Annotated in this window: 12 protein-coding genes; 10 read left to right on the top strand and 2 right to left on the bottom strand. The window is 62.5% G+C overall.

The genetic code is table 11. The annotated features are described in order from the left end of the window. The 3 genes from K675_RS0119640 to K675_RS0119630 form a co-directional block, all read left to right on the top strand. Positions 1 to 773: iron-containing alcohol dehydrogenase (locus tag K675_RS0119640; protein WP_017905189.1), on the top strand; the 773-nt coding region annotated here is incomplete at its 5' end. A gap of 307 nt (positions 774 to 1080) precedes the next feature. Beyond that, positions 1081 to 1278 carry a hypothetical protein gene (locus tag K675_RS0119635; protein WP_017905188.1) on the top strand — a complete coding sequence of 66 codons (198 nt, stop codon included), beginning with the start codon at positions 1081 to 1083 and terminating at the stop codon, positions 1276 to 1278. Positions 1279 to 1332: 54 nt separating this feature from the next. Next, positions 1333 to 1884, top strand: coding sequence for a DUF2857 domain-containing protein (locus tag K675_RS0119630; protein ID WP_017905187.1), 552 nt, complete (start codon positions 1333 to 1335; stop codon positions 1882 to 1884). A 344-nt stretch (positions 1885 to 2228) separates the two neighbouring features. Here K675_RS0119630 and K675_RS0119625 read toward each other — a convergent pair whose 3' ends face one another. Further along, complete coding sequence (locus K675_RS0119625; RefSeq protein ID WP_017905186.1) at positions 2229 to 2852, bottom strand: TetR/AcrR family transcriptional regulator; 624 nt, start codon at positions 2850 to 2852, stop codon at positions 2229 to 2231. Positions 2853 to 3057: 205 nt separating this feature from the next. On the opposite strand from K675_RS0119625, the gene K675_RS0119620 reads away from it, so the two are divergent. From K675_RS0119620 to K675_RS0119595, 6 genes are all read left to right on the top strand, one after another. Beyond that, complete coding sequence (locus K675_RS0119620) at positions 3058 to 4578, top strand: phytoene desaturase family protein (RefSeq protein WP_017905185.1); 1521 nt, start codon at positions 3058 to 3060, stop codon at positions 4576 to 4578. Further along, the gene (locus K675_RS0119615; protein WP_017905184.1) at positions 4571 to 5734 is read left to right on the top strand and encodes an FAD-binding oxidoreductase; all 1164 of its coding nucleotides are present in this window, start codon (positions 4571 to 4573) and stop codon (positions 5732 to 5734) included. The genes K675_RS0119620 and K675_RS0119615 overlap by 8 nt, the downstream gene beginning before the upstream one ends. A gap of 214 nt (positions 5735 to 5948) precedes the next feature. Beyond that, a complete protein-coding gene (nhaA, locus tag K675_RS0119610) occupies positions 5949 to 7307 on the top strand; it encodes a Na+/H+ antiporter NhaA (RefSeq protein ID WP_017905183.1) in 1359 nt (452 codons plus the stop codon). A 639-nt stretch (positions 7308 to 7946) separates the two neighbouring features. Next, positions 7947 to 8156 carry a hypothetical protein gene (locus K675_RS0119605; protein WP_026145362.1) on the top strand — a complete coding sequence of 70 codons (210 nt, stop codon included), beginning with the start codon at positions 7947 to 7949 and terminating at the stop codon, positions 8154 to 8156. Positions 8157 to 8186: 30 nt separating this feature from the next. Continuing rightward, entirely contained in the window at positions 8187 to 8339 is a 153-nt protein-coding gene (locus K675_RS33430; protein WP_198291662.1) for a hypothetical protein, read from the top strand. Positions 8340 to 8563: 224 nt separating this feature from the next. Further along, entirely contained in the window at positions 8564 to 9748 is a 1185-nt protein-coding gene (locus tag K675_RS0119595; RefSeq protein ID WP_017905180.1) for a sugar transporter, read from the top strand. Between the two features lie 4 nt (positions 9749 to 9752). Here K675_RS0119595 and K675_RS0119590 read toward each other — a convergent pair whose 3' ends face one another. Continuing rightward, positions 9753 to 10766, bottom strand: a complete 1014-nt coding sequence (locus K675_RS0119590) for a GlxA family transcriptional regulator (protein WP_017905179.1) — start codon at positions 10764 to 10766, stop codon at positions 9753 to 9755. An 87-nt stretch (positions 10767 to 10853) separates the two neighbouring features. Between K675_RS0119590 and K675_RS0119585 the strand changes: the two genes are divergently transcribed. Beyond that, positions 10854 to 11966: a DJ-1/PfpI family protein gene (locus K675_RS0119585; RefSeq protein ID WP_017905178.1), complete on the top strand. Its 1113-nt coding sequence runs from the start codon at positions 10854 to 10856 to the stop codon at positions 11964 to 11966. The last annotated feature ends 149 nt before the right edge of the window (positions 11967 to 12115 follow it).

Here is a 12115-nt window from a genome sequence, read left to right as displayed (position 1 = left end):
GGCCCCTGCCGCTGATCCAGGTGCCGACCACGGCGGGCACCGGTTCGGAGGTCACGCCCATCGCGGTGATCACCACCGGGCAGGCCAGCAAGATGGGGGTGGTGTCCCCGATACTGCTGCCGGACCTGGCCCTGCTCGATGCCCGGCTCACCCTCGGCCTGCCGCCGGCGATCACCGCGGCCACCGGTATCGATGCCATGGTCCATGCCATCGAGGCCTACACCAGCAGGATCAGGCGCAACCCGCTGTCGAGCCTGCTGGCCCGTGAGGCGTTGCGTCTGCTGGCCGCGAACCTCGACCAGGCCGTACACCAGGGGGGCGACCTCGCGGCTCGCCAGGCCATGCTGCTGGGCGCCTGCCTGGCCGGGCAGGCGTTTGCCAACGCACCGGTGGCGGCCGTGCATGCGCTGGCCTATCCGCTGGGCGCGCAGTTCCACGTGCCCCATGGGCTGGCCAATTCCCTGGTGTTGCCGCACGTGATGCGCTTCAACCGTGCCGAAGCCTTCGCCGACTACGCCGAACTGGCGCCGTTGCTGCTCGGCGAACGGCTGCAGGCCGGTGATCAGCAGGCCCGCTGCGAGCAGTTCATCGAGGAGTTGGCGCAGTTGGCGCCACGGTGCGGCCTACCCACCCGGTTGCGTGATGTGGACGTGCCGCGCGAGTGCCTTGGGCAACTGGCCGAGGATGCGATGCAGCAACAACGGTTGCTGGTGAACAATCCCCGTGACGTCGGGCCGGCCGATGCCCTGGCGGTCTACGAGGCGGCGTTCTGAACTTTCTTGTGAGCGTCCCCGATGGGGCGCTTGCAGGCCTGCTTTTGAATGCGAACAGCTCCCCACCGTCAACACCTCACGAATGACGCCCGCTTTTTCCCGCAGGAAGGACGCCTTGTCTTACAGATAGCCTTGCACGCAGCGACTACATAATTAGGGGCATCACAAAATCGGGCAGTGCGGGGAAGGATGGCGCTCTGAATCGCCCCAGGGGATTCGCGAGTGGCCTGAGGAAAGTTCACCGTAACTGCTCAACCATCAGTCCGTCGCAGCCGGCTGCGATAGCGATCACAGGGAGTACACACAAATGGATTTGAGTTCCGATACCAGTGCTGACCAGACCTGCATGGTGCTGCTCAGGATCAACCACGCATCATTGCGGCGCGACGGTTTTCTGTTCGAACTGGCCAGCCACGTGGAGGGCTGGGCGGGTGTCGAGATCCTCAGCGTCGAGTTTGCCCGTCGCGACGAACACGCCCCCGGCCCAGCGGACTCTGTGGCATGAAGCAGGCTGGCCCCACCCGGGCCATCATCCGACCATGGAATGGTAGAGGTTTATATGCACCCGTTGAATCTGGCTGTCGCCTTTCAAATCATGAACAACATCAAGAATGGCCAGTTGCGTAATTGCCTGGCCATGGGGTTTGAGGAGAAGGACCTGCAGACCCTGATCGACCCTCGCTGCATGGGCGCTCTGGTGAACTCGCCGGTGCCGTGGTTCAAGGTGCTGGTCGACGGTGACGTCGTCCAGCGGCTGCTCTCGCGCACCCGGGACAGTGACGAGGAGGAACAGATCAGCCGGGCGATCCGCCTGGGGGCCAGTTCGCCGATGATTCTCGAGCTGTTCGGGTTGTCGCCCAAGGAGGTCGCGATTCGCCGTACGATGCTGGGCATACCGTACCGCAAGGGCCGCTGGCCGACGGTCGGCCAGGACGGTGAAATGCGCCTGTGGGGCCACTGGGTGCGGTTGACGAAGGAGCTGGACACCGATACGCGGGACCCGCGCTCGGTGCTGCAGGTGGCGATGCTGATGACCGAATGCGAACCGACCTTGAACCTGACCATGGTCTGGAGCCTGATTCGCGGGTGGATCGAGGAGGAACTGGTGTGACGCCCGGCTGAGCGGGCGAGGGCTTCGGGGCAGGCCGGGCAGGCGGTAGGTCAGCATGCCATGGACTCTGTGCTTGGGCACGTACTGGCGTGCCCGGTCTCCATCCTCTCCGTCGATCCGCACATCGGTGTAGCCGCCTGGCAGGTCGAGGCCGGGCAGCACTTCGCCGGAGTCCTGCAGCGCGATGCCATGGCTCTGGTAGTCATCGGTGTGGTGGCGGTACTGGGAGCCCAGTTGAATGTATCGGCTGTTGGACGGCACATTGCTCCACTTTCGGCTCCGTCGGTTTCTTCAGTGCTTGCGAGAGGTCGCCGCTCAAGAGGATGGTGTCCGCGGCCTGAGCATCAGTTTCGGCCCTCGACCTTGAACAACTGCGCAAAGCCTTGCAGGGTGCTGTCGACGAAACGCTCGTCGGTGGTCCCGGCCGGGAAGTGCAGCACGTTGTGGATCACCAGCGACGCCAGGCCGTGGGTATAGGACCAGCCGGCAAGGGCGGCCCGTCGCACGTGCGCATGCTGCATATCCAGCCCCAGTATCTCGGCGATGATGCGCTTGAGTTCGCCGAATGCTTCTTCGCGCGCCACCTTGAGCTGCGCGATCATCTCGCCATTGGCGAATTCCGGCCCGAACATCAACTGATACAGGGCCGGGTTGGCGCGGGCGAAGCTGAAGTAGGCCAGGCTCGCGTTACGCAGCTTCTGCACGCCCTCGCTGTGGGCATCTCTGATCAGCAGCGCCTTGGCCAACTCGCGAAAGCCCTGTGCGGCCAGATGGCCGATGAGTTCCGCGCGGTTCGCGTAGTGGTGGTAGGCCGCTGTGGAGCTGACCCCGACCCGTTCCGACACGGCCCGCAACGACAATTTGGTCGGTCCCACCTCCTCGAGCATCTGCCGGGCTGCGTCGAGCAGTTGCGGCGCCAGGTTGCCCACATGGTAGGTCTCGCGTGGGCGGGCTGAGGTCTTGGTCATGCGTGGTCGGTCTCGACGGCAGGGGGTTGGAGGGCACGGAGCAGCCTGGATCTTAACATGGGGAAGTATCTTGACAGTGATAAGATTGCTTCGTAGCCTGTGCGCCAGAAGAACGCCGACGTCGCTTGTTCATACGAACGAAGGCACACCCACCCGGGGTATTTTTTTATCGTGATCTTAGCGCTGATAAGTTAAGGGGAAGAGCATGAAGCACTATGACGCCGTAGTGATCGGTGCCGGCAACGCCGGACTGACCGCCGCGACCGCCTTGCAGCGAGGTGGCTGTCGAACCCTGCTGTTGGAACGGCACAATATCCCGGGAGGTTGCGCCACCTCCTTCGTGCGCGGCGACTTCGAGTTCGAGGTGGCGCTGCACCAGCTCAGCGGCCTGGGCACAGCGGACAAGCCGTTCATCATGCGCAAGCTGTTCGACAAGCTCGGTGTGCTGGACAAGGTCGAGTTCGTCCAGGAGCAGGCGCTGTACCGCCTGGTGGTACCGGGAGAGATCGACGTGACGCTGCCGGCCAGTTGGTCGGGTGTGCGCGATACCCTGCAGGGGCTGTTTCCGGCAGAGTCCCAGGCGATCGCGGATTTCCTGACGCTGTGCGAGAAGATCACCCTGGAAAGCTTCATGACCCTGCCGCAGGCACGCCGCGGCAACAGTCAGGCGATGCTCGAGTCGATGTGCCCCCATTTCGTGAAGTACGGCTTTCGTTCGGTGCGGGAGGTGCTGGATGAATTCTTCAGCGACACCAGGCTGAAGCGGGTGGTGGCCACCTATTGGCTCTACCTTGGCGTGCCTCCTGGCCAATTGCCATTCCCCGACCTGGCGGCGATGCTCTATGCCTATGCGGCGTTCAAGCCCTGGCATGTCAAGGGCGGTTCCCAGGCGCTGTCCAGTGCCTTGGTGGAGTCGTTTCTCGAAGCCGGCGGCGAGGTTCGTTTCAACTGTGGTGCTGAGAGGATTCATACCCGCGATGGCCGCGTCAGCGGTGTCCGTCTGGAGGGGGGCGAAAGCGTTTCCTGTGACGCCGTGGTGTCCAATGCCAGCCCGCTGACCACCTTCAACGAGCTGCTGGACCTTGAGCAGCCACCGCTCCAGGTCCGGCAGGACTTCAAATCGCGGCGCATGGGCACCTCGGCTTTCGTCATCTACCTGGGCCTGGACTGCACCCCGAAGGAGCTGGGCGTCACCCAGGCGTCCAGTTTCATCTACGAGACCATGGATGAAGAGCAGATCTTCCAGCGCATGGGCAGCCTGGAGCCGCCTCTGGGCGGCATGCTGACCTGCTACAACCTCGAGGACCCCGACGCCGCGCCTCCCGGCAAGAGCCAGGTGGTGCTGGTCTGCCTGCAGTATGCCGAGCCCTGGAAGGCCGTGTCGCCGCAGCACTACGCGCAGACCAAGTATGCGTTCGCCGAGCAGCTCATCGGGCTGATCGAGAGGGTCTACCCGAAGGTGCGCGAGTACATCGAGGAGGTCGAAGTCGCCACACCGCTGACCATGATGCGCTACCTCAACACGCCTGGCGGTGCCATCTACGGGTTCCAGCAGAGCGCACAGGACTCGGCCTTGCTGCGCGAGCGCCTGGACGGTGTGCCCGGTCTCTACATTGCCGGCTCATGGACCACCATGGGCGGCTTCCAGCCGACCTACATGGCGGGCGAATCCACCGCCAGGGCGGTGCTCAAGCAGTTGAACAGCAAGGAGGTGGAGCATGTCTGAGCAGAACCTGTTGAATGCCGTCGCGGGCTTTCGTGAAGCCTGGCAAGTCAAGGAGGCACTGGAACAGACGGGCAGCGACTTTCGTGAAATCAGCGGCGAGGTCGCCAGTACCGTGGTGCGGTTGCACCCCAAGCGGCTGGAGCTGGAGGTTGCGCAGATCATCGACGAGACCGCCAGCACCCGCACTCTGCGCCTGGTCGCCGTGGACCGCGGCGTGCTGCCGCCGTTCCAGGCCGGGCAGTACATCAACCTGTTCGTCGACATCGATGGCGTCGCCACCGCTCGTCCCTATGCCATGTCCTCCTCACCCTCGCAGCGTTCCCATTACGACCTGACGGTGAAGCGGGCCACAGGCGGTTTCGTGTCCAATCACCTGCTCGACAAGGTCGTGGCGGGTCAACGCCTGCTCAGTTCCGGTCCCATGGGCAGCTTTCACCACAATCCGCTGTTCCATGGCGATGACCTGGTGTTCCTCGCCGGCGGCTCGGGTGGCGCGCCGGCGCGCAGCATCCTGCTGGACATCCTCGAACGTGGCCTGCCGTACCGTTTCCACCTGATCTATGTGAACAGCTACGTCGATGACGTGATCTTCGATGACGAATTCCGTGGCCTGGCCGATCGCCATGCGAACTTCACCCTGAGCGAAGTGATCTCGCGTCCTCCGGCCGGCTACCGGGGCCATGCCGGTCGCCTGACGCAGCCACTGCTGCAGCAACTGCTCGGCGAGATTGGCGACAAGATGTTCTACGTGTGCGGTCCGACGCCGTTCAACGACAGTTGCATCGAGCTGCTCACGGCATTGGGCGCCAAGCGTCGACGTATTCGCGTCGAGGCCAACGGCGCGCCCAAGGCACCGGACGAGCAGGCGGGATGGCCTGAAGGGGTTTCACTGGACGATGAGGTCACCGTGACCGTCAGTGGGCGTGGTCAATTCCGCAGCCGTGTTGGCGAGCCCTTGCTCAACGCACTGGAACGCAACGGCTACGGCACTGAAAACGCCTGCCGTTCCGGCGAGTGCAGCCTGTGCCGGGTCAAGCTGCTGCGCGGCACGGTGTTCAATCCCCAGGAGGCCCATCTGCGCAAGTCCGATCGGGACTTCGGCTGGATCTATTCCTGTGTCGCTTTCCCTACGGCAGATGTCGAGATCCTGCTCTGAAGGTCTGGCTACCGTGCGGGGGGCCTGGCTGGGCCTCGGGTATCGAGGGGTAGCGGGCCCTTGCCGATCGGTTCGCAGCGGCGGACCTGGCTCATCGGCTTGATTGGGTTGCAGCGACATTGGCATTCACCCTAGGATATACGGGGGTGTGGCTTTCAATCGAAAGGCGCAGGTTAAAGACTTACGCCGGTCGGGCCGCTGGTGAGGATGGCTCATGCCCGCACCCAACACACCCGCATCCCACTCTATCCCTCGAGTTCAGCGACTCACCCATCAGGCGCTGGCCGCCATTGAGCGTTTCAGTCATATCGAAGCCGTCAGCGGCATCGTGCTGCTCATTGCCGCCATCGCTGCCTTGCTCTGGGCCAACCTGCCGACAACTGTCGGCTATGAGGCCTTCTGGCATGCTCGCCTGAGCATTTCATTGGGCGGTTTTTCCGCTGGAGCGACCTTGCACTATCTGGTCAATGACGGGCTCATGACGATCTTCTTCCTGGTGGTCGGGATGGAGATCCGCTCTGAAATGAAGGACGGCTCGCTGTCCAACATGCGTATGGCGACACTGCCGGTCATGGCGGCCCTGGGCGGGGTGGCAGTGCCGGCTCTGGTCTATGTGTTCTTCAACGCCGGGCATGAGTCCATCAGCGGTTGGGCCGTGCCCACGGCGACGGACATCGCTTTCGCCGTCGGGGTGCTCGCGCTTCTCGGGAAAACGATTCCTTCCGGGGTCCGGGTGTTCCTGCTCGCCCTGGCGATCATCGACGACATCGTGGCCGTACTGATCATCGCCCTGTTCTACACCAGTTCACTGAATCCGCTGGGCGCCGTGGTGGCGGTGGCGGGGATCCTGGCGGTGCTGCTGTTCCAGCGAATGGGGATCGCCAATGCCTGGTTGTATCTGATTCCGGGGGCCGTTCTCTGGGCGGGCTTTGCCATCCTGGGCGTGCATCCGACCCTGGCCGGGGTGGTGCTGGGGCTGATGACGCCGGTCTATTCCCGACCTGCCACGGAGCGTCCGCTGGCGACTCTCAGCAACGCCATTCGCGAGTTGGTCGTGCATGTCAGCGAACGCCCGGATCACGATGCGGTACACCAGCCGCTCAATCGGATTCGCCAGGCCCACCGTGAACTGCTGGCACCGGTCAAGCGCGTGCAGGTTGCCCTGCATCCCTGGGTGGCCTACGGCATCATGCCGCTGTTCGCCCTGGCCAACGCCGGGGTCGAGATTGGCCATCTGTCGCTGGATTCCGGCTCCACCCGGGCGGTCATGATCGGCGTGTTTCTGGCCCTGGTCCTGGGCAAGCCGGTGGGCGTGGCGGTGTCCTGCCTGGTGCTGGTCAAGACACGGCTTTGCCAACTGCCGGAAGGCGTGGAGTGGCGTGGCGTGGTGCTGATCGGCCTGCTGGCCGGTATCGGTTTCACCATGTCCATCTTCATTGCCGGCCTGGCCTACACCGACCAGAGCCTGCTGGGGATTGCCAAGCTGGGCGTGCTGTCGGCTTCCGGCTGTGCGGCGTTGCTCGGGTTGCTCTGGGGGGCGGCGGCGTTCGTTTTCCGACCTGCCAGGCCTTGAGTGTCCGGCCCTGGACCCCTAATACATTTTTTCAGGCAGCGAGGGCTGTGTTCTCTCTATGCCGGACTGTCGCAGAGAAATGCGCGGGTGTCTGAAAAATGAGGAAAAAAGAGTCCACGAATGGCGACAGGAATACGGTTGTGCGGGTGAGGCGGCTGTTTGCTTGTGTCCTGGCTGACCAGCCTTGGCATTTTCTACAGCGACATTGCGCTCGACAGCGAGCCGCACCGTTGGCTGCCGGTCATCGCCAGGGCGGAGGATTATTTCGTTGACCACGGACGGTTGGACTTTCTCAGGAAAACCGCCTGGTTCCATGAAAAGTATCTCGCGTTGCAGGCGTTCATGCTGGTCTGGCTTGGGCTGGTCTGCTGGTTCTCGTCGCAAGTGAGATTCCTCGGTTTCTTCAACATGGCCAATTACCTGGTGTCGTTCCCGCGGTTACCCATGCTGGCTGGGGGGCTGGGTGCGTTTCCTGACGATAGCCACGAACGCATCGCAGCCTGGCGGCGAACGGCTGCTTGTGAAGCCGCCGTGGCGAGAGATGTCTTTCGGGGCGCCAGGAAGACAAACGTGTCTTGCTTTCAGTGGCGGGCCCGACATGGTAAAAAACTCCATCCCTCCTCAATCGAAGTTCGAAAAATGCCCAAGACACAGCTGGCAGGTAGCTCGGCAGCGACAGCGGCCGATATCGAAAAGTCGATCCAGGCCCTGAACAAAATGGCGGAACGCCTTTGGGGTGATGGTCGGGAAGCAGAGGCCCAGGCGCTCCTCAATGCCTTGGACGCCTTGAATCGTGCACTGGACCGTATCCGGATCGGCCAGAGTCGTCGCGCGGCGACGCTGCACTGAAAACAGGAGGAACTCGCGCTATGGATGCACATGAGCGAGCTACTTGATCTGATCGCCGGGATTCTGAATCTGCCGGACGCTGCAAGCCATCGGCGAAAACGCGTGTTTTCGCCGGGATTCCTGATTTTCGCGGCGTGTGTGGCCGTTGTAGAACTGTTGCTGCTCAATGCCTGGTATGCGTGAGGCGGCTGACCGTTGTTTCCCCTGTCATATCTGCAGGGCGCCACACCTGCTATGTTTCAACGTGACTTGAGCGGGCTGGCCATTTTCCAACAGTCGGGCTGCCCCGGGGAGCGACACTTGCATCCTGTGAGTCACCCATTTCACTTTCACCTGCTTTTTCTTCGGACATCCGGCCCCAGAGCCGTCGATGGCCCGATCCTCGATAGCGTAAGACGGATTTGCAAATGACCACCCCAGCAACTGAACACACGGGCAACTGGCAACAGGTGATCGCGTTGGCCCTGGCTGCCTTTGTCTTCAATACCACCGAGTTCGTGCCGGTGGGACTGTTGAGTGCCATCGGCGAGAGCTTCGACATGTCGAGCGCCCAGGTCGGCTTGATGCTGACGATTTACGCCTGGGTGGTGTCCCTGACCTCGCTGCCGATGATGCTGTTGACCCGTAACGTCGAGCGACGCAAGTTGCTGATCGTGTTGTTCGGGTTGTTCATTGCCAGCCATGTGCTGTCGAGCATCGCCAGCAGCTTCGGCATTCTGCTGGTGAGCCGGATCGGTATTGCCCTGGCCCATGCGCTGTTCTGGTCCATCACTGCGTCCCTGGCGGTGCGGGTGGCGCCACCGGGCAAGCAGGTACAGGCGCTGGGCCTGCTGTCGACCGGTACGTCCATGGCGATGGTGCTGGGGATTCCGCTGGGTCGGTTGCTGGGCGAAGCCATGGGCTGGCGCACCACTTTCCTGGTGATTGCCGTATTGGCCGGCGGCCTGGTGCTCTGGCTCGGGAAAACCCTGCCGCTGCTGCCGAGCCAGAACTCCGGCTCATTGAGAAGCCTGCCGGTGTTGTTCAAGCGCCCGGCACTGGTGGCGGTCTACTGCCTGACGGCGGCTGTGATCACCGCACAGTTCACCGCCTACAGCTACGTCGAACCGTTCATCAAGACCGTGGCGGGCATGAGCGGCGAGGTGGTCACCCTGATCCTGTTGCTGTTCGGTGGTGCCGGAGTCCTGGGCTCGTGGCTGTTCAGCAGGTTCAATCGGCAACACCCGCAGCCGTTTCTATTGGTGGTGACCTCGTTGCTGACTGTTTGCCTGCTCCTGCTGTTGCCCTTGAGTGGCAATGTTTCGGCACTGAGCGTGCTGAGCATCTTCTGGGGTATCGCCATCATGGGCTTTGGCCTGTCGCTGCAGCGCAAGGTGCTGGAGCTGGCGCCGGACGCCACCGACGTGGCCATGGCGATGTTTTCGGGGATCTACAATATCGGTATCGGCGGCGGGGCCCTGGTCGGGAGCTGGGTGGGGCGCCAGCTCGGGTTTTCCTGTATCGGCGTGGTCGGCGGTGCGTTGGCGGGAGTGGCGTTGGTGCTTTACTGCGTGTCGCTGTACCGCTACTCACGCAATGGTGCCCAGGGCTAGAGCCTCAGTCGGGTTGGTCCCGGTCAGCGCGTTGTGCTCCAAATCTCTCACGATAAAAGCCTGGCGTTGCGCCGACACGTTTGAGAAAAGCCCTGTGCAGGGCGTCCAGGCTGCCGAAACCGGCGCGATCGGCAATTCTCGCCAGTGGCCATTCCGATGTTTCGAGCAATAGCTTGGCCCGGTCGACGCGAGCGGTTTCGATGAAGTAGCCCGGTGGATGGCCTGTTTCCTTGCGGAACATCCGCGACAGCGTTCTTTCACTCATGGCGGCCCGTTTAGCCAGCGCCGGACCGCTGAGGTCCCCACTGGGGTCGTCGATGATGTCGGCTATCAGCGAGCGCAAGCGCGGTGTTGCGTTCGCAGGAACCTTCAGTCCGGCACTGAACTGCGACTGTCCGCCTGGTCGACGCATATAGAGCACCAGTTCACGGGCAACAGCCAGGGCGACTGCCGCCCCACAGTCGGCTTCCACCAGTGATAGGCACAAGTCGATCCCCGCCGTGACACCGGCCGAGGTGTAAAAAGGGGGTTGGGCGACATGGATCGCATCCGGCTCGACCTGAATCGCGGGTCTGAGTGCCTTCAGCAACTCGCAGGCGTTCCAGTGGGTGGTCGCGCGACGATTGTCGAGAAAGCCCGCTGCCGCCAGTACGAAGGCGCCTGTACAGACACTGGCGATACGTCTTGTCTGGGTGGAGCGCTCGCGTAACCAGGGCAAAACTCCGTCTTCGCAAGCTGCACTACGCAGCGCATCCTCACTCCCTCCGGCAATGATGATCGTATCCAATTCTGCGGGCAGGTCAGCAAGTGCGATGGCTCCAGCGAGTCGAAAACCGGCGTGGGTGGCGATCTCATGGCCATCGGTCGAGGCCAGTACGACCTCATATGGAGTCACCTCGGCAGTGCTGTGGCGATTGGCGACGGCGAATACTTCCATCGGCCCGACTACGTCCAGTGACTGAACACCGTCGAAGCCGACGACGGCGACCGTGCGGGTTTTTCGTTGCAGATAAGTCATGGCGGAAAATGCGACTGAATTGACCTTTTGGTCACGCCATGGTGCGGGTAATTTTCCTGGCGAGCAATCAGGCAGAAGAGACGCTTCATGACACACGCCCACCGTAGCGCAATCGTGGTACTCGTATTGGGATTATTGCTGCTGGTGGCCTGCGCCGTTCCGTCGCTTTCCGAGTCTTCGAAACAGGTGGTTCGCAATGATATGGGGAGCCTGATCCAGGTGCCGGTGCCCAAGTCGGGGCGCAGTCGCCCGCTTGTGGTGGTACTGGCTGACAACGCGGGTACCGAGACCACCGATTTTCTGGTGCCCTATGGCGTGCTCAAGGAGTCCGGAGTGATGGAGGTGGTCGCCGTATCGACTCGGCCCGGTAGGGTGAGGTTGATGCCGGCACTCGAGATCCAGGCGAAGATGAGCACAGCCGAGTTCGACCTTGCCACGCCGGAGGGCGCCGATATTCTTGTGGTGCCAGCCATGCACCGCGCGGATGACCCGGCGCTGCTTGCCTGGGTGCGCAAACAGGCACGCGCTGGTGCGCTGGTCGTCTCGATTTGCGATGGCGCCTGGGTGTTGGCCAATGCCGGACTGTTGCGCGACCGGGTTGCGACTTCACACTGGTATTCGCTGGCCTCGCTCAAGAGGCGGTACCCCAATACCCGCTGGGTGCAAGATCGCCGTTACGTGGCCGATGGCAACGTGATGACGACCACGGGGGTCAGTGCGTCGATTCCCGCGTCCTTGGCGCTGGTCGAGGCTGTCGCGGGTCACTCGACCGCCGATGTTACGGCCAGGCGCCTGGGTGTGGATTCATGGGGGCCTGCCCACGACAGCAGCCAATTCAGGTTGACGACGGGGCGTGGTTTTGTCGCGTTGGCAAACCTGCTCGCCTTCTGGAGGGATGAGGCGGTCGAGGTGTCGGTCGAGGAGGGCTACGATGAGATCGCACTGGCGCTGACCGCAGATGCCTGGTCACGTACCTATCGTTCCCATGCGTTGGCGAGCAGTACCCGCACAAGCGTTCATTCAAGACATGGTCTGCTGTTGCTGCCTGACGCGATTGCAGATGCCGGCCACACAACGCTTGCCCTCCCTACCGGTGCTGCGGCGGGGGCGCTGGATGTTGCGCTGAAAGGCATTGCCAGTCGTTACGGTACGGCAACAGCTGATTTTGTGGCCCTTCAACTCGAGTATCTCAAAAAGTGAGGTTCAGGGCTGCCAACGAGCCCATCGTCGAATCAATTCGCTGATCCCCTTTCGAGGGATCAGCGTCTCTGACGCTCAAACGGTCAGAGGATTGCTTGCAATCCTTTGTCCGTAATGGTGTTGAGCGTTTGAGGGCCGGCCCGGCAGGG

This window comes from Pseudomonas fuscovaginae SE-1 (assembly GCF_000364705.1).
Classification (GTDB): Bacteria; Pseudomonadota; Gammaproteobacteria; order Pseudomonadales; family Pseudomonadaceae; genus Aquipseudomonas; species Aquipseudomonas fuscovaginae_A.
The sequence above is the reverse complement of the archived record's forward strand: the minus strand, read 5'-3'. Positions and strand labels throughout refer to the sequence as shown.

Excerpts from the sequence above, each read along its gene's own strand:
- K675_RS0119635 (WP_017905188.1), top strand. The coding sequence starts at position 1,081 with ATGGATTTGAGTTCCGATACCAGTGCTGACCAGACCTGCATGGTGCTG.
- K675_RS0119630 (WP_017905187.1), top strand. The coding sequence starts at position 1,333 with ATGCACCCGTTGAATCTGGCTGTCGCCTTTCAAATCATGAACAACATC.
- K675_RS0119625 (WP_017905186.1), bottom strand. The coding sequence starts at position 2,852 with ATGACCAAGACCTCAGCCCGCCCACGCGAGACCTACCATGTGGGCAAC.
- K675_RS0119620 (WP_017905185.1), top strand. The coding sequence starts at position 3,058 with ATGAAGCACTATGACGCCGTAGTGATCGGTGCCGGCAACGCCGGACTG.
- K675_RS0119615 (WP_017905184.1), top strand. The coding sequence starts at position 4,571 with ATGTCTGAGCAGAACCTGTTGAATGCCGTCGCGGGCTTTCGTGAAGCC.
- nhaA (WP_017905183.1), top strand. The coding sequence starts at position 5,949 with ATGCCCGCACCCAACACACCCGCATCCCACTCTATCCCTCGAGTTCAG.
- K675_RS0119605 (WP_026145362.1), top strand. The coding sequence starts at position 7,947 with ATGCCCAAGACACAGCTGGCAGGTAGCTCGGCAGCGACAGCGGCCGAT.
- K675_RS33430 (WP_198291662.1), top strand. The coding sequence starts at position 8,187 with ATGAGCGAGCTACTTGATCTGATCGCCGGGATTCTGAATCTGCCGGAC.
- K675_RS0119595 (WP_017905180.1), top strand. The coding sequence starts at position 8,564 with ATGACCACCCCAGCAACTGAACACACGGGCAACTGGCAACAGGTGATC.
- K675_RS0119590 (WP_017905179.1), bottom strand. The coding sequence starts at position 10,766 with ATGACTTATCTGCAACGAAAAACCCGCACGGTCGCCGTCGTCGGCTTC.
- K675_RS0119585 (WP_017905178.1), top strand. The coding sequence starts at position 10,854 with ATGACACACGCCCACCGTAGCGCAATCGTGGTACTCGTATTGGGATTA.